We start from the raw sequence: 15,581 nt of genomic DNA, 5'->3' as shown, positions 1-15,581 counted from the left end.
TCTCGTGAAATCCGCTGGAGCGAACCATGACCCAGACTTCGAACACCTCCGATCTGCGTAACGGCCCTGACGCCAACGGCCTGTTTGGCTCGTTCGGCGGCCGTTACGTTGCCGAAACCCTGATGCCGTTGATCCTCGATCTGGCCCGCGAATACGAAGCGGCCAAGGAAGATCCGGCGTTCAAAGAGGAATTGGCCTACTTCCAGCGCGACTACGTCGGACGTCCGAGCCCACTGTATTTCGCCGAGCGCCTGACCGAGTTCTGCGGTGGCGCCAAGATCTACCTCAAGCGCGAAGAGCTGAACCACACCGGCGCGCACAAGATCAACAACTGCATCGGCCAGATCCTGCTGGCGCGGCGCATGGGCAAGAAACGCATCATCGCCGAGACCGGCGCCGGCATGCACGGCGTGGCTACCGCCACCGTGGCTGCGCGTTTCGGTCTGGACTGCGTGATCTACATGGGCACCACTGACATCGAACGTCAGCAGGCCAACGTGTTCCGCATGAAGCTGCTGGGCGCCGAGGTGATCCCGGTAGTCGCCGGCACCGGTACCCTGAAAGACGCAATGAACGAAGCGCTGCGTGACTGGGTGACCAACGTCGACAGCACCTTCTACCTGATCGGCACCGTGGCTGGTCCGCACCCTTATCCAGCCATGGTTCGCGACTTCCAGGCGGTGATCGGCAAGGAAACCCGCGATCAGCTGCAAGCTCAGGAAGGTCGCCTGCCGGACAGCCTGGTGGCGTGCATCGGCGGCGGTTCCAACGCCATGGGCTTGTTCCACCCGTTCCTCGACGACAAGAGCGTCGAGATCATCGGCGTCGAAGCCGCCGGTTACGGCATCGAGACCGGCAAACACGCGGCCAGCCTCAACGGCGGCGTACCGGGTGTGCTGCACGGCAACCGTACCTTCCTGCTGCAGGACGACGATGGCCAGATCATCGACGCCCACTCGATTTCCGCCGGCCTCGACTATCCGGGCATCGGCCCTGAACACGCGTGGTTGCATGACATCGGCCGCGTCCAGTACACCTCGGTGACCGACGACGAAGCCCTCGCTGCGTTCCACCAGTGCTGCCGTCTGGAAGGGATCATCCCGGCACTGGAAAGCGCCCATGCCCTGGCTGAAGTATTCAAACGCGCACCGAAACTGCCGAAGGATCACCTGATGGTGGTCAACCTGTCCGGCCGCGGCGACAAAGACATGCAGACCGTCATGCACCACATGGAACACTCTCAACAAGAGCAATCCAAGCAGGAGAAACACTGATGAGCCGCCTGCAAACCCGCTTTGCCGAACTCAAAGAACAGAATCGCGCTGCACTGGTGACCTTCGTTACCGCCGGTGATCCGGACTACGACACTTCGCTGGCTATCCTCAAAGGCCTGCCGAAAGCCGGTGCCGACGTGATCGAATTGGGCATGCCGTTCACCGACCCGATGGCCGATGGCCCGGCGATTCAGCTGGCGAACATCCGTGCCTTGGGTGCCAAACAGAACCTGATCAAAACCCTGCAAATGGTCCGCGAGTTCCGCAAGGACAACAGCGACACGCCGCTGGTGCTGATGGGTTACTTCAACCCGATCCACAAGTTCGGCGTCGAGCGCTTCATTGCCGAAGCCAAAGAGGCTGGCGTTGACGGCCTGATCGTGGTCGACTTGCCACCGGAGCACAACTCGGAGCTGTGCGACCCGGCCCAGGCTGCAGGCATCGACTTCATCCGCCTGACCACCCCGACCACCGATGATGCGCGTCTGCCAAAAGTGTTGAACGGCAGCTCCGGCTTCGTTTACTACGTGTCGGTTGCCGGTGTGACCGGTGCCGGTGCGGCGACGCTGGAACACGTCGAGGAAGCGGTGGCGCGTCTGCGTCGTCATACCGATCTGCCGATCAGCATCGGTTTTGGTATCCGCACGCCGGAGCAGGCGGCGTCCATCGCACGTCTGGCCGATGGTGTGGTGGTGGGCTCGGCGCTGATCGATCACATCGCCAATGCGACCACACCGGACCAGGCCATCGACGGCGTACTGAGCCTGTGTTCGGCGCTGTCCGAAGGCGTGCGTAAGGCTCGCGTCAGCTGAAGGTAAAGTTCCTGATACAGAGGAATTAGAGCCTCGCGGCACAGACTAACCAAGCAAGACCGAGGGGTTCAGAACCACGTTCTGAGCCCCTTTTTGCTGTCAGTGCAGTGAGGAAAGACCCGATGAAAATGCCGAAACGTCTGATTGCCAGTTTGGGCGTACTGATGATCAGCGCGACGCCGCTGCTGGCCAGCGCCGATCCGCGCGACGATCACGACCACGGCGGCCCTCAGCAGGGCCACTACGACAATCGCGGTGGTGATCACCATGATTGGCAAAGCAACCATCGCGGCGGCCCGCCACCTCGGGACTTCGGCCCGGTGCGTCAGGTGATCCGCGACAATCATGGCTACTTCGTGCGCGGTGCGCCGCCGCCTCCAGGCATCCATCTGGTCCGTGGCCGGCCGCTGCCCCATGGCTATTACGGCGAGCGGCTGGATAACCGGGCGTTGAGTCGCCTGCCGTATTACCCGGGTTATGAATGGCGTCGGGCTGGTGGTGACATCGTGCTGATCGCAGTGGGCAGCGGGGTCGTTTACGAAGTGTTGGATGGCGTTCTGTACTGATCGTCAGGCAATAAAAAAGACCGCAGCCTTCACAGGCTGCGGTCTTTTGTTTTCAGGGCCGTTGTTTTTCAGGGCAATTCCAGTCCGCCGGAGGCTTTGTGCAGTTTGCGCAGATGCTCGCCGATCTGCTTCACGTTGGCCTCGCTGGCCGCAATCTCGGCCGCTCGTTTGGGCTCGAGCAATGCGCGCACTTCCTTATCGAGATCGCCGGTCAGGGCCAGCAACTGTTTCTGCCGCTGGCTGCTTTCTGCTTCCAGTCGGCTGAATTCGCTCGGTTGCGGCAGGCCATAACCTCGGGAGTCGAGCAATTCTGCCGGTCGACTGAGAAAGCCGCTGTTGGCGAGAATTTGCTGCAAGGTCGCGTTGGCCTTGTCCATGCCACCGTTTTCCAGCTCCCGGGCGCCGAGGTAACGTTGCTTGACCTCATCCTGAGCCAACAGCAATTGGCGGCGGAAACTGGCTTGCTCCAGCAACAACAGCGCGGCGCTGGTGCGCAGGTCGGCCCGTTCGAACCATGGACGACGCTCTTCGGCAGACAGCGAAAGCCATTCTTCAACGGTTGTCTGCTTGATCGGCAATTGCTTCTTCAAAACGTCGAACATCGCTTGATAACGATCACGGAACGAGTCGAAGCGATAACCCAGGCGCAATGCCTCTTTCGGATCATCGAGCACGCTGGTGTCGGCCAGGCCTCGCCCTTTCAGCACTTCCAGCAGACCGTTGGGCATGATGCTGTCGAGGCCGGTGAGCCGGGCGTTGTTGCTGCCGCTGCGCAGCAGTTTCAGGCCTTCCACCGCACAGTTGTTGGAGAGGAAGAAGTAATTGCCGTCGTAGCTCCAGTGCATTTCGGCGGCGTGTTCGACCACGCCCTCGATTTCGCTGCGCGAGAGATTCAGCGGCACCGACGCCAGGCTGCGCAGTTCGGTCTTGGTGTATTCGTCGATCACCTGCGCCAGCGGCAACACAAATAGGCGCGACGGGTACTTGCCGACCAGGCCGTCCCAGCTCGACAGCTGCACGTCGCCGACGAAGGCGCGGTATGACAGCACCAGATGCTGATCCAGATCCAGTCGGCAGTCCGGCCCGCGTGGTCGGCCCGGTGCACAGATCACCAGACGCAACATGCTGTGGCCCCAACGGCTGACCCAGTTCTGGTTGGCTTCGGCCAACAGGTAGTCCACCGCGTACACGCGCTCCGGATCGACCTGGCCCAGGGGCTGTTTGGCAAAGTCGTTGCCGGCATTGAGGAAAGCGAAGGTTTTGGCGCATTCATCCTTTGCTGGCGGTGCCCAGCCGAAGTGCTCCTGGTAATAGCGATACAGCGCCGGGCGACGGCAGGCGTAGCTCGGGTCGAGGAGGAAATACTCCATGTTGACCGCGACAAACTCCTTCGGGCTGGAGATTTCGTAGAGGTCGGGGCTGCGGGCGATCTGCCGGTTGTGCTGTTCTCGCTCACCCCGGCGCCCGACGTATTGCTGCCAGCCGGCGAGGTCGAGCAAGCGTGGATCATCGCTGAGGGTGAAGCGACGACCGTTCTGGCCACGGCATTCATCGGGAATGCCGATCAGCCCGGCGCTGTTGTTGCGCCGGGTGCAGCGCTGGATCAACGTGCGTTCGGCCGCTGGCCACAAGCGCGCGCGATCGTAAATATGGGTGATTTCGTGCAGCACCGTGGCCAGCAGTTCCCGGCGAACGGTGCCGTGGGGGCGATTGGTTTTTTGAGTGGCCGCGCTGCCATCCGTGAGGCTGGCGAGCAGTTTGCGGTTCAGGTCCAGCTCGGAGACGAGCGTCGCCTGGCCGTAGGCGTTGCCGGGCATGTCGTCGGTCCAGCCGACATCGATGCGCCGGTCCAGGCGTTCGATGAAGCTTGGCGGCAATGCCTGCATGGCTTCATCGAGCAGCGCCTGGCTGGCCTGTTGTTGGGCGGGGCTCAGGCCGTCGGTCTTGAGCCGCAATTGCAGGCCGGCGTGGGCGCTGTTGCCAAGCAGCAACAACGCCCCGGCCAGCAGCCAGGCGCCGAGTGACTTCACAGTGCGAGGATGGCTTCGGCGAGTACCTGATCACTGGCGTCGCGAGCTTCCGGCACGCGGGTGCGCAAGGTATTGAAGGCGGCTTCCAGATTTGCACCACGGATATCACCATCGCTGGCCACGAAACTGGCGGCGTCGTCGTGGGCTTCGCGGATGATTTTCGAATCGCGAATCGACGTGGTGGTGTCGGAGGTGAAATCGATGGTGCGCTGGGACGCTCGGACGATGATGTTACTGGTGGCTACCAGGGTGTGCGCCTGGGCCATATCGGCCAACAACAGCAGGCCAAGGGCGGCAGCAATCAGCGGGCTACGCATGGAACGACTCCGAAAAGACAGGGATGACTATTGGACGAGAATTGCCTGTGCCAGTTCAAGGTCGCTGACATGAAGTTTTGGCCGGCTCTTGCGCAGGTAATGCAGGGCGGATTCGAGCTGTGCACCGCGCATCTGGCCGTCACTGGCAACGAACGCTGCAGCATCGTCGTGCGCGGCGATGATCAGTTTACGGTCGAACGGCGCGGAAGACACCATGCCGGTGGCCCAGACGCTGACAACGGTGTTTTGTGTGGACACATCGAAGGCGTCTGCCAGAGGAGTCCAGCAGGCGGTGAACAGTACAGAAGGGATAAGCAGATTTGAAAGAAAACGCATGGGACTCGGCAGCTGTTGGCGAGTCCCAAGGCTAGCGCAATGCCCGGACTAGAGCCAGCGCCGAAACATCGGGACACTAGCGGCGTGTCCCGAGATGCCCCTGTCGCTTAGATCGTCAGAATGGCCTGAGCCAGCTGTGCGTCGGTCGCGTTCAGTTGCGGAGCCTGATGACGGATGTGATCCAGTGCGCTCTCCAGTTTCACGCCACGGATTTCACCTTCGCTGGCCACGAAGCTGGCAGCGTCGTCACGGGCGGCGAGCACGATCTTGTCGTCACGGAAGGACGAGGTGACGTCGGAAGTGGCGTCGGAGGAGGACTTGAGCGCGCCAACCACGGCGTCGGTGGTCACGATAAAGCTGGTGGCGCTGGCGTTGGCAGCTACGGCCAGCAGGGCGGCGGCGCTGAGTAGACGAAGACGGGACATGGGAGAACTCCTGTGGATAAACCGTATTGAGAGGTGGCTCGGTGTCTGAAGGTCAGACGCCAGTCGCACAGCATTCGCCACGTTCTGCATGGATATTAGGCTCGCGCGCCAGATTCGCACAGAGGGCAGAGTGCTAGCGCCAGAAGGGTTTTTCCATTTCATTCAATCGATCGGCATGGCTGAGACCGAGGTCTGCAAGATCCCGTCCATCGAGTTGAGCCAGCAGGCGTCGCGTCCTGGCGCGCTCAAGACCCTCCCAGAGCAGCTTTAGAAGGCGTCGCAGCAGTGGACGCCGAACAGGGGCGGGGCTCGAAATTGCCGAAACATCCTGTAAGTCATTCATGACCATTTCCTTTTCCAGTGGAGGCGGAAAGTCATGTTGAGCCGGAAGCAGATGCAGAAACAGATACACCGGCACATAATTGTACTGGTTCAATTTGGTTTTTATTGAAACTGTACCTGTCTCCCAGTTGGTCCGCTGTATTGGCTATTTTCAGGCCCTGAAACGACAAGACCCGTCGCGGTTTCCCGCGACGGGTCTTGTGTGTTCAATTCGGGTTGCTGGCGGTGGGTCTAGCGACCAGAGCCAGCGACGCTGCTTAGCGCCAGAACGGCTTGCTCAGCTCTTCGTAGCGTTGTGCTTCGCTAATCCCGGCGTCAGCCAGCAGACGCGAATCCAGACGAGCCAGTTGGTGGCGGCTGGAGATGCGGCGCTGCCACAGCATCAGGTTGGCGATAACGCGCAGAGGCAGGGAAGCCTGGGTGTTTACAGCTTTGTCTTCGAAGAACAGTTCGGAACTGAGTGTACGTTCCATGGTTGACATCCTTCCGCTTGTGGCGGGATTAGGTAGTGGTTTAACTGGTGCCCATGATCCTCTCGTTTGGCCAGACTCTCTAGATACAGTTCACCTGTATTGTGAGTGACCAGTTAACTGTTTATAGGGGGTGTACGGGTCAAAATTGCGCAAACTGTACCTGTCTGCGCCTATTTGGTGCATTTTTACCCAATTCGATGATTCGAGTAGGCAAAAGCCGTAGGAAAAGACCGGTACAGCAGTACAGTTTTTGACAGTTGCGGTGGTTTTCACAATCCCGCTGGCGAAACTGTGTTTGCGCCAGCGGAAAATCTGTGCGGATTACACCGCCAGCATGCGTCCGGTTTCTTCCAGATTGATGTGCCAGCTCAGGGCATCACGCAGGATGTGCGGGGTGTGGCCGCCAATGGCGCAGGCTTTGTCGAAGTAGTCGTTCAGCGCCTGGCGGAAATCCGGGTGCACACAGTTATCGATGATGACCCGGGCGCGTTCCCGTGGCGCCAAGCCGCGCAGGTCGGCCAGGCCTACCTCGGTCACCAGGATGTCGACGTCATGCTCGGTATGGTCGACGTGGCTGACCATCGGCACCACGCTGGAAATCGCGCCGCCCTTGGCGATCGATTTGGTCACGAACACCGCCAGGTGTGCGTTGCGCGCGAAGTCGCCCGAACCGCCGATGCCGTTCATCATCCGCGTGCCGCAGACATGGGTGGAGTTGACGTTGCCATAGATGTCGAACTCAAGGGCCGTGTTGATGCCGATGATGCCCAAGCGCCGCACCACTTCCGGGTGGTTGGAGATTTCCTGCGGACGCAAAACAAGTTTGTCCTTGTACTTCTCCAGGTTGCCGAACACGTCGCTGTTGCGCCGCTCCGACAGGGTGATCGAGCTACCGGAGGCGAAGCTCAGCTTGCCGGCGTCGATCAGGTCAAAGGTCGAGTCCTGCAGCACTTCGGAGTACATGGTCAGATCTTCGAACGGCGAATCGATCAGCCCGCACATCACCGCGTTGGCAATGTTGCCGATCCCGGCCTGCAGCGGTCCGAGCTTGTTGGTCATGCGCCCGGCGTCGACTTCCTGCTTGAGAAAAGTGATCAAGTGATCGGCGATGGCTTTGGTATCGACATCCGGCGACGACACGGTGGACGGCGAGTCCGACTGCTGGGTGATGACGATGGCGACGATCTTCTCCGGCGGGATCGGGATCGCGGTGCTGCCGATGCGGTCGTCGACCTTTACCAGCGGAATTGGTGTGCGAGTCGGACGATAGGTCGGAATATAGATGTCATGCAGACCTTCGAGGTTGGCGTTGTGCGCCAGGTTGATCTCGACGATCACGTGTTTGGCGAAGATCGCGAAGCTCGCCGAGTTGCCCACCGAGGTGGTCGGCACGATGTGGCCCTGTTCGGTGATGGCCACGGCTTCGATCACGGCGATGTCCGGCAGCTTCAGTTGCTGGTTGCGCAGTTGTTCGACGGTTTCCGACAGGTGCTGGTCGATGAACATCACTTCGCCGGCGTTGATCGCCTTGCGCAAGGTGCTGTCGACCTGGAACGGCATACGCCGCGACAGCACGCCGGCTTCGGTCAGTTGCTTGTCGAGGTCGTTGCCCAGGCTGGCGCCGGTCATCAGGCTGATCTTCAGCGGCGTGACCTTGGCTCGCTCGGCCAGCGCATGCGGCACGGCCTTGGCTTCGCCGGCGCGGGTGAAGCCGCTCATGCCGACGGTCATACCGTCCTCAATCAGCGCAGCGGCGTCGGCGGCGCTCATCACTTTATCCAACAACGAAGGCAGGCGAATACGGTCACGGTACATGGATTATTTTCTCGGGCAGCGAGTAGCAGGATGCGCAGTCTAGTGAATTTCGCGAGCGCCTGTCCCGCTACCAAGGTCGCAAACGAGGCGTCTATTTAGCGGGTTTCAAGTAAAACACCGTTACCGGATCTGCAACAACGCGGCAAATTGTCCGACGTTTTGCGCAAACAAAAACGCCCCGACAAGTCGGGGCGTTCGGTGTTGCCGGCGAGGGTTACTCGACCGCTTTGACCATGTCTTCGATGACTTTTTTCGCGTCGCCGAACACCATCATGGTCTTGTCCAGGTAGAACAGTTCGTTGTCCAGACCGGCATAGCCGCTGGCCATCGAGCGCTTGTTGACGATGATGGTCTTGGCCTTGAACGCTTCGAGGATCGGCATGCCGGCGATCGGCGATTTCGGATCGTTCTTGGCGGCCGGGTTGACCACGTCGTTGGCGCCGAGCACCAGCACCACGTCGGCCTGGCCGAACTCGGAGTTGATGTCTTCCATCTCGAACACCTGGTCGTACGGCACTTCTGCCTCGGCCAGCAGTACGTTCATGTGTCCAGGCATCCGACCGGCCACCGGGTGGATCGCGTACTTCACGGTCACGCCGTGATGAGTCAGCTTCTCGGTCAGCTCTTTCAGCGCGTGCTGTGCACGGGCCACCGCCAGGCCGTAACCCGGAACGATGATCACTGTGTCAGCGTTGGTCAGCAGGAAGGTCGCGTCGTCAGCCGAACCGGATTTCACCGGACGGGCTTCCTTCTCACCGGCAGGGCCGGCATCTACTGTATTGCCGAAACCGCCGAGCAGTACATTAAAGAAGGAACGGTTCATCGCCTTGCACATGATGTACGAGAGGATCGCACCGCTTGAACCCACCAGGGAGCCGGCAATGATCAGCATCGAGTTGTTCAGCGAGAAGCCGATACCCGCCGCTGCCCAGCCGGAATAGCTGTTGAGCATCGACACCACCACCGGCATGTCGGCGCCGCCGATCGGGATGATGATCAGCACACCCATGACGAACGCCAGGGCCAGCATCAGTGCGAACGCGGCGAGGTTGCCGGTCAGCATGAAGGTGACGCCGAGGATCAGCGTCGCCAGACCCAGTACCGCATTCAGCTTGTGCTGACCGCTGAACTGTACTGGTGCGCCCTGGAACAGACGGAACTTGTACTTGCCCGACAGCTTGCCGAAGGCAATCACCGAACCGGAGAAGGTGATTGCACCGATGGCTGCGCCGAGGAACAGCTCCAGACGGTTACCCGCCGGGATCGAGTCGCCCAGTTGCTTGACGATCCCCAGCGACTGCGGCTCAACCACGGCAGCAATGGCGATGAACACCGCTGCCAGACCGATCATGCTGTGCATGAACGCAACCAGTTCCGGCATCTTGGTCATTTCAACGCGTTTGGCCATGATCGAACCGGCGGTGCCGCCGATCAGCAGGCCGACGATCACGTAACCGATGCCAGCAGTCGCCAGCTCAGCACCGAGCTTATAGATGAGGCCGACGGTGGTGAGGATTGCCAGCGCCATGCCGAGCATGCCGAACAGGTTGCCGCGGCGCGACGTGGTCGGGTGCGAAAGGCCCTTGAGGGCCTGGATGAAGCAGATCGACGCGATCAGGTAGAGCGTCGTGACGAGGTTCATGCTCATTACTTAGGCGCCTCTTCTTTTGCTTTCGGGGCTTTCTTCTTGAACATCTCAAGCATGCGGCGGGTGACCAGGAAGCCACCGAACACGTTGACCGCGGCCAGTGCCACGGCGAGGGTGCCCATGGTCTTGCCCAGCGGAGTGACGGTCAGCGCGGCGGCGAGCATGGCGCCGACAATCACGATCGCCGAAATGGCGTTGGTCACCGCCATCAGCGGCGTGTGCAGTGCGGGTGTAACGTTCCAGACCACGTGGTAACCGACATAAATCGCCAGCACGAAGATGATCAGGTTGTAGATACCGGGGGAGATAAGCTCTTCCATCGTCTGAATCCCTGCTTAGGCGTTTTTGCGGATGACTTGGCCGTCGCGGCACATCAGGCACGCGGCGACGATGTCGTCTTCGAGGTTCACTTCGAACTGGCCTTCTTTGGTGAAGACCAGCTTCAGGAAGTCCAGCAGGTTGCGTGCGTACAGCGCCGAGGCGTCTGCGGCGACTTCACCGGCAAGGTTGGTCGGGCCGACGATGGTCACGCCGTTCTCGATCACGACCTGATCGGCCACGGTCAGCGGGCAGTTGCCACCCTGGGCTGCAGCGAGGTCGATGACCACCGAGCCGGGTTTCATCTGCGCCACGGTGTCCGCGCTCAGCAGCGTCGGTGCCTTGCGGCCCGGGATCAGTGCGGTGGTGATGACGATGTCCGCCTGCTTGGCGCGCTCGTGCACGGCCTGGGCCTGACGCTGCATCCAGCTCGCCGGCATCGGGCGCGCGTAACCACCGACGCCGACCGCGCATTCGCGTTCTTCATCGGTCTCGTAAGGCACGTCGACGAACTTGGCGCCGAGGGATTCGATCTGTTCCTTCACGGCCGGACGTACGTCGGACGCTTCGATGACGGCACCCAGACGTTTCGCCGTGGCAATTGCCTGCAACCCGGCCACACCAGCACCCAGAATCAGCACACGCGCCGCTTTCACGGTGCCCGCAGCGGTCATCAGCATCGGCATGAAGCGCGGATAGTAGTGAGCGGCCAGCAGCACCGCCTTATAGCCGGCAATGTTCGCCTGGGACGACAGCACGTCGAGGCTCTGGGCCCGGGAGGTGCGTGGCGCCGCTTCCAGGGCGAACGCGGTAATCCCGCACTCGGCCATCTTCGCGATGGTGTCGTTGTTGAACGGGTTGAGCATGCCCACCAGCACCGTTCCGCGCTTGATCAGCGTCAGTTCGGCATCGCTTGGCGCGACCACTTTGAGAATCAGCTCGGCGCCAAACGCGTCATTGGCACTGCCAATGGTTGCGCCTGCCGCTTCATAGGCACTGTCGACAACGCTGGCTTTAACGCCGGCGCCGGTTTGCACAGTGACCTTATGACCTTGGCTGATCAGCTTTTTAATGGTTTCCGGGGTTGCAGCAACCCGTGTTTCACCGGTCTGGGTTTCGAGAGGAACACCAATGTGCACGTCAAATCTCCTGCGTGATCTTATTGAGTAAACCCATGCACTACGGATGGTGCGACTGGGGCGGCCGATCAGCACGATCCCGCCAAATCAGGGCGGGGCGCGGCATTTTGCAGGCGAAGTTTATGCCCTTCAAGGGATTATGACGGGTGACGGAAAATTAACTACAAGTCATCCCGTGACCGAATGTCGCAGATGGCCAGTTGAATCCCTTGCAGGCCGTGCCTTTCAAGGAGTCTGGATGAATTTGAAGAATTTTCTCATCGGTGACGTGAATAGGTCGCAATGAGTCGCGAATGAGGGCTCAAAGCCACGTCGGCAGGCGCTTGTGGGACGTCTGTACGACTTTCGGATACAGTCTGTCTATTTGCGACAAATAGTTATATCTGTAGGGCTTTGATTTTCCTGACTACGGGGTTAGCAAACGCTGTAACCCTTCATCCTTCTAGGTTGTAGCTGTGTGCCTGGTTAACCAGCCAGTCGCGAAAAGCCTTGAGTGACGCCGATTCGACCTTTCGCTCCGGAATCATCAGGTAATACGCCTTGATGCTGGAGAGCGCGTTCGGGTTGGCAATCACCAGACGTTTCTCGGCCAGTTCGCGCTGAATGAGGAATGGTGGGATCAGCGCGATGCCCATATCGTGCATGGCCGCCTGGGCCAGCATGGAGAATAGCTCGTAGCGCGGACCTGTCATGTCGCGGGGGATGTTCAGGTGCTGCGAGTTGAACCACTGTCGCCAGGCATAGGGGCGGGTGGTTTGCTGGAGCAGCGGCAGATCGGCGATTTCATCGGGTGTCAGATGCGTCTTGTTGCCGAGCAGGGCGGGACTGCATACCGGCATCGGATTCTCGCCCATCAGTCTGTGGGATTCGGTACCGGACCAGTCGGCATCGCCAAAGTAAATGGCGGCATCGAAGTCAGTGTCGGCAAACAGGAACGGGCGGGTGCGGTTGGTCAGGTTGACCGTCACTTCCGGGTGCTTGAGCTGGAAGTCCTTCAATCTTGGCAGCAGCCATTGCGTGCCGAAGGTGGGTACCACGGCGAGCTCGATCACATTGGTGCCTTGCTGACCCATCACCGACAGGGTGTCGCGCTCAACGGCATCGAGTTGGGTCGCTACTCGACGGCTGTAGGAAAGACCCGCTTCGGTCAGCTTCACCCCGCGACGGGAGCGTCGGAACAGTTCGACGCTGAGGAAGTCCTCGAGGCTGGCGATCTGTCGGCAAATGGCGCCCTGTGTCAGGGAAAGTTCTTCGGCGGCCTTGGTAAAGCTCTCGTGACGGGCGGCAGCCTCGAAGCTGATCAGGGCGGTGGTGCTGGGTATCTTGCGGCGCATGTACGTCAACCTCACTAATACATCGCTTAATTGGCATTTCGCGACGTTTCGGAGTGAGAAATTAGCACAACAGGATGCGAAATCCTCGTTTGCCGGGATGGCGAAGCGGGCCTAGGATCAATGCCACGTTAATTCACCCGATTTGCGAGGACTCACTCATGGGCGGTAAAGCTAGCTTCAACTGGATCGATCCCCTGTTGCTGGATCAACAGCTGACTGAAGAAGAACGCATGATCCGCGACACGGCCGAGCAGTTTGCCCAGCAGAGCCTCGCGCCACGTGTTCTGGAAGCCTTCCGCCATGAGAAGACCGATCCGGCGATCTTCCGTGAAATGGGTGAGGTAGGCCTGTTGGGCGCGACTATTCCCGAGCAGTACGGCGGCAGTGGCCTCAACTACGTCAGCTATGGCCTGATTGCCCGTGAAGTCGAGCGTGTCGACTCTGGCTATCGTTCGATGATGAGCGTGCAGTCTTCGCTGGTGATGGTGCCGATCAACGAATTCGGTACTGAAGCGCAGAAGCAGAAGTACCTGCCGAAACTGGCTTCCGGGGAGTGGATCGGCTGCTTCGGTCTGACCGAACCGAACCACGGCTCCGACCCGGGCGCGATGATTACGCGTGCACGCAAAGTCGACGGCGGCTACAGCCTGACCGGTGCCAAGATGTGGATCACCAACAGCCCGATCGCCGATGTGTTCGTGGTCTGGGCCAAGGACGATGCCGGCGACATCCGTGGTTTCGTTCTGGAGAAGGGCTGGAAAGGCCTGAGCGCTCCGGCGATTCATGGCAAGGTCGGCCTGCGGGCTTCGATCACCGGCGAAATCGTCATGGACAACGTATTCGTGCCGGAAGAGAACATCTTCCCGGACGTGCGTGGTCTGAAAGGTCCGTTCACCTGCCTCAACTCCGCACGTTATGGCATCTCCTGGGGCGCGCTGGGCGCGGCCGAGTTCTGCTGGCACACCGCTCGCCAGTACACCCTGGATCGTCAACAGTTCGGTCGTCCGCTGGCCGCCACTCAGTTGATCCAGAAGAAGCTGGCTGACATGCAGACCGAGATCACTTTGGCACTGCAAGGCTGTCTGCGTCTGGGCCGCATGAAGGACGAAGGCACTGCTGCGGTTGAAATCACTTCGATCATGAAGCGCAACTCTTGCGGCAAGTCTCTCGAGATCGCCCGCATGGCGCGTGACATGTTGGGCGGCAACGGGATCTCCGATGAATTCGGCGTGGCCCGTCACCTGGTCAACCTGGAAGTGGTGAATACCTATGAAGGTACTCACGACGTTCACGCGCTGATCCTCGGTCGTGCGCAGACCGGCCTGCAGGCGTTCTATTAATAGGAGAGCGACCATGGGCGCGCTGTCGCATCTGCGGGTACTGGATTTATCGCGAGTGCTGGCCGGCCCATGGGCTGGTCAGATCCTGGCCGATCTCGGGGCGGAAGTGATCAAGGTCGAGCGCCCGGGTAATGGTGACGACACTCGTGCCTGGGGGCCGCCCTTCCTGAAAGACGCCTATGGTGAGAACACCAGCGAGGCGGCTTATTACCTGTCGGCTAACCGCAACAAGCAATCGGTGACGATCGACTTCACGCGTCCCGAGGGTCAGAAGCTGGTAAGGGAGTTGGCAGCCAAGTCCGACATCCTGATCGAGAACTTCAAGGTGGGTGGTCTGGCGGCTTATGGCCTGGATTACGAGTCGCTGAAGGCGATCAATCCGGATCTGATCTATTGCTCGATCACCGGTTTCGGTCAGACCGGGCCGTATGCCAAGCGTGCGGGTTATGACTTCATGATCCAGGGTCTTGGCGGGCTGATGAGCCTGACCGGGCGACCGGAAGGTGATGAGGGTGCCGGGCCGGTAAAGGTGGGTGTGGCGCTTACGGATATCCTGACTGGCCTGTATTCGACCGTGGCGATCCTGGCAGCGCTTGCTCATCGTGATCACGATGGTGGTGGGCAGCATATCGATATGGCGCTGCTGGATGTACAGGTTGCGTGTCTGGCCAACCAGGCGATGAACTACCTGACGACGGGCACGGCGCCTAAGCGGCTGGGGAATGCGCATCCGAACATCGTGCCGTATCAGGATTTTCCTACGGCTGACGGTGACTTCATTCTCACGGTGGGTAATGACGGGCAGTTCCGCAAGTTCGCCGAGGTGGCGGGGCGGCCGCAGTGGGCGGACGATCCGCGTTTCGCGACTAATAAACTGCGAGTGGCGAACCGGGCTGTGCTGATTCCGCTGATCCGTCAGGCGACAGTCTTCAAGACGACCGCAGAGTGGGTGGCTCAGCTGGAGCAGGCAGGTGTGCCGTGTGGGCCGATCAATGATCTGGCGCAGGTGTTCGAGGATCCGCAGGTGAAATCTCGCGGGTTGGCTATTGAGCTGCCTCACGCGCTGGCGGGGATGGTGCCGCAGGTGGCCAGCCCGATCCGGTTGTCGCGGACGCCTGTCGAGTATCGCCTTGCGCCTCCTTTGTTGGGCGAACACACCTTGGACGTTTTGCAGCGGGTGCTGGGTCTTGGGGCTGGAGCAGTGGCTGCGATGAAAGAGGATGGAGTGCTCTGATGGTTTCTCTCTATATAGAGGGGATGCTGAATCTTTCTTCTATATAGAGGGAGTTGGATGTTTTTTGGCCTATCTGCAAGTTATTGAAAGAAAAGCGAAATTAAGGGTTGACGGCAGATTCTGAGTCTCTATAATTCGCCCCACTTCCGGCGCAGTCGAAACGGAAAACTCCTTGAGA

At 60.1% G+C, this 15,581-nt stretch carries 16 protein-coding genes; 5 read left to right on the top strand and 11 right to left on the bottom strand.

What is annotated here, in order from left to right; translation table 11 throughout:
- The first annotated feature begins 26 nt into the window (after positions 1 to 26).
- From trpB to AC1Q9F_RS14925, 3 genes are all read left to right on the top strand, one after another.
- Positions 27 to 1,274, top strand: a complete 1,248-nt coding sequence (gene trpB, locus AC1Q9F_RS14935; RefSeq protein WP_064379337.1) for a tryptophan synthase subunit beta — start codon at positions 27 to 29, stop codon at positions 1,272 to 1,274.
- Positions 1,274 to 2,086 carry a tryptophan synthase subunit alpha gene (gene trpA, locus AC1Q9F_RS14930; protein ID WP_492620342.1) on the top strand — a complete coding sequence of 271 codons (813 nt, stop codon included), beginning with the start codon at positions 1,274 to 1,276 and terminating at the stop codon, positions 2,084 to 2,086. The genes trpB and trpA overlap by 1 nt, the downstream gene beginning before the upstream one ends.
- 122 nt (positions 2,087 to 2,208) lie before the next feature.
- Positions 2,209 to 2,652 (top strand): anti-virulence regulator CigR family protein, encoded by a 444-nt coding sequence (locus AC1Q9F_RS14925; RefSeq protein ID WP_007953914.1) that lies wholly within the window; start codon positions 2,209 to 2,211, stop codon positions 2,650 to 2,652.
- A gap of 68 nt (positions 2,653 to 2,720) precedes the next feature.
- Here AC1Q9F_RS14925 and AC1Q9F_RS14920 read toward each other — a convergent pair whose 3' ends face one another.
- The 11 genes from AC1Q9F_RS14920 to AC1Q9F_RS14870 form a co-directional block, all read right to left on the bottom strand.
- Positions 2,721 to 4,682 (bottom strand): DUF7844 domain-containing protein, encoded by a 1,962-nt coding sequence (locus AC1Q9F_RS14920; RefSeq protein WP_492620343.1) that lies wholly within the window; start codon positions 4,680 to 4,682, stop codon positions 2,721 to 2,723.
- Positions 4,679 to 4,999 carry a DUF2388 domain-containing protein gene (locus AC1Q9F_RS14915; RefSeq protein WP_007953910.1) on the bottom strand — a complete coding sequence of 107 codons (321 nt, stop codon included), beginning with the start codon at positions 4,997 to 4,999 and terminating at the stop codon, positions 4,679 to 4,681. The genes AC1Q9F_RS14920 and AC1Q9F_RS14915 overlap by 4 nt, the downstream gene beginning before the upstream one ends.
- 27 nt (positions 5,000 to 5,026) lie before the next feature.
- Positions 5,027 to 5,335: a DUF2388 domain-containing protein gene (locus AC1Q9F_RS14910; RefSeq protein WP_207984584.1), complete on the bottom strand. Its 309-nt coding sequence runs from the start codon at positions 5,333 to 5,335 to the stop codon at positions 5,027 to 5,029.
- A gap of 107 nt (positions 5,336 to 5,442) precedes the next feature.
- Positions 5,443 to 5,760: a DUF2388 domain-containing protein gene (locus AC1Q9F_RS14905; protein ID WP_007953908.1), complete on the bottom strand. Its 318-nt coding sequence runs from the start codon at positions 5,758 to 5,760 to the stop codon at positions 5,443 to 5,445.
- Positions 5,761 to 5,893: 133 nt separating this feature from the next.
- Complete coding sequence (locus AC1Q9F_RS14900) at positions 5,894 to 6,196, bottom strand: DUF1127 domain-containing protein (protein ID WP_431768088.1); 303 nt, start codon at positions 6,194 to 6,196, stop codon at positions 5,894 to 5,896.
- A gap of 163 nt (positions 6,197 to 6,359) precedes the next feature.
- Positions 6,360 to 6,575 carry a DUF1127 domain-containing protein gene (locus AC1Q9F_RS14895; RefSeq protein WP_007911656.1) on the bottom strand — a complete coding sequence of 72 codons (216 nt, stop codon included), beginning with the start codon at positions 6,573 to 6,575 and terminating at the stop codon, positions 6,360 to 6,362.
- A gap of 321 nt (positions 6,576 to 6,896) precedes the next feature.
- Positions 6,897 to 8,390, bottom strand: a complete 1,494-nt coding sequence (gene scpC, locus AC1Q9F_RS14890) for a succinyl-CoA:acetate CoA-transferase ScpC (RefSeq protein WP_064592552.1) — start codon at positions 8,388 to 8,390, stop codon at positions 6,897 to 6,899.
- Positions 8,391 to 8,604: 214 nt separating this feature from the next.
- A complete protein-coding gene (locus AC1Q9F_RS14885; protein WP_492620344.1) occupies positions 8,605 to 10,038 on the bottom strand; it encodes an NAD(P)(+) transhydrogenase (Re/Si-specific) subunit beta in 1,434 nt (477 codons plus the stop codon).
- Positions 10,038 to 10,358 (bottom strand): NAD(P) transhydrogenase subunit alpha part 2, encoded by a 321-nt coding sequence (locus tag AC1Q9F_RS14880; protein WP_003220416.1) that lies wholly within the window; start codon positions 10,356 to 10,358, stop codon positions 10,038 to 10,040. The genes AC1Q9F_RS14885 and AC1Q9F_RS14880 overlap by 1 nt, the downstream gene beginning before the upstream one ends.
- 15 nt (positions 10,359 to 10,373) lie before the next feature.
- Positions 10,374 to 11,495 carry a Re/Si-specific NAD(P)(+) transhydrogenase subunit alpha gene (locus tag AC1Q9F_RS14875; protein ID WP_011331831.1) on the bottom strand — a complete coding sequence of 374 codons (1,122 nt, stop codon included), beginning with the start codon at positions 11,493 to 11,495 and terminating at the stop codon, positions 10,374 to 10,376.
- A gap of 434 nt (positions 11,496 to 11,929) precedes the next feature.
- Positions 11,930 to 12,829 carry a LysR family transcriptional regulator gene (locus AC1Q9F_RS14870; protein ID WP_007953904.1) on the bottom strand — a complete coding sequence of 300 codons (900 nt, stop codon included), beginning with the start codon at positions 12,827 to 12,829 and terminating at the stop codon, positions 11,930 to 11,932.
- A 158-nt stretch (positions 12,830 to 12,987) separates the two neighbouring features.
- On the opposite strand from AC1Q9F_RS14870, the gene AC1Q9F_RS14865 reads away from it, so the two are divergent.
- Together AC1Q9F_RS14865 and AC1Q9F_RS14860 are read left to right on the top strand one after the other, a co-directional pair.
- The gene (locus tag AC1Q9F_RS14865; protein ID WP_011331834.1) at positions 12,988 to 14,169 is read left to right on the top strand and encodes an acyl-CoA dehydrogenase; all 1,182 of its coding nucleotides are present in this window, start codon (positions 12,988 to 12,990) and stop codon (positions 14,167 to 14,169) included.
- 13 nt (positions 14,170 to 14,182) lie between these two features.
- Positions 14,183 to 15,403: a CaiB/BaiF CoA transferase family protein gene (locus AC1Q9F_RS14860; RefSeq protein WP_492620345.1), complete on the top strand. Its 1,221-nt coding sequence runs from the start codon at positions 14,183 to 14,185 to the stop codon at positions 15,401 to 15,403.
- Positions 15,404 to 15,581: the final 178 nt, after the last annotated feature.

Source organism: Pseudomonas sp. GW823-FHT04A03, from assembly GCF_058796615.1.
Note: the sequence above shows the minus strand (reverse complement) of the source record. Positions and strands in the feature narration are given on the sequence as shown.

Coding starts and splice junctions, on each gene's coding strand:
- AC1Q9F_RS14905 (WP_007953908.1), bottom strand. CDS start 5,760: ATGTCCCGTCTTCGTCTACTCAGCGCCGCCGCCCTGCTGGCCGTAGCT.
- AC1Q9F_RS14870 (WP_007953904.1), bottom strand. CDS start 12,829: ATGCGCCGCAAGATACCCAGCACCACCGCCCTGATCAGCTTCGAGGCT.
- AC1Q9F_RS14860 (WP_492620345.1), top strand. CDS start 14,183: ATGGGCGCGCTGTCGCATCTGCGGGTACTGGATTTATCGCGAGTGCTG.
- AC1Q9F_RS14880 (WP_003220416.1), bottom strand. CDS start 10,358: ATGGAAGAGCTTATCTCCCCCGGTATCTACAACCTGATCATCTTCGTG.
- trpA (WP_492620342.1), top strand. CDS start 1,274: ATGAGCCGCCTGCAAACCCGCTTTGCCGAACTCAAAGAACAGAATCGC.
- scpC (WP_064592552.1), bottom strand. CDS start 8,390: ATGTACCGTGACCGTATTCGCCTGCCTTCGTTGTTGGATAAAGTGATG.
- AC1Q9F_RS14910 (WP_207984584.1), bottom strand. CDS start 5,335: ATGCGTTTTCTTTCAAATCTGCTTATCCCTTCTGTACTGTTCACCGCC.
- trpB (WP_064379337.1), top strand. CDS start 27: ATGACCCAGACTTCGAACACCTCCGATCTGCGTAACGGCCCTGACGCC.
- AC1Q9F_RS14915 (WP_007953910.1), bottom strand. CDS start 4,999: ATGCGTAGCCCGCTGATTGCTGCCGCCCTTGGCCTGCTGTTGTTGGCC.
- AC1Q9F_RS14885 (WP_492620344.1), bottom strand. CDS start 10,038: ATGAGCATGAACCTCGTCACGACGCTCTACCTGATCGCGTCGATCTGC.
- AC1Q9F_RS14925 (WP_007953914.1), top strand. CDS start 2,209: ATGAAAATGCCGAAACGTCTGATTGCCAGTTTGGGCGTACTGATGATC.
- AC1Q9F_RS14865 (WP_011331834.1), top strand. CDS start 12,988: ATGGGCGGTAAAGCTAGCTTCAACTGGATCGATCCCCTGTTGCTGGAT.
- AC1Q9F_RS14895 (WP_007911656.1), bottom strand. CDS start 6,575: ATGGAACGTACACTCAGTTCCGAACTGTTCTTCGAAGACAAAGCTGTA.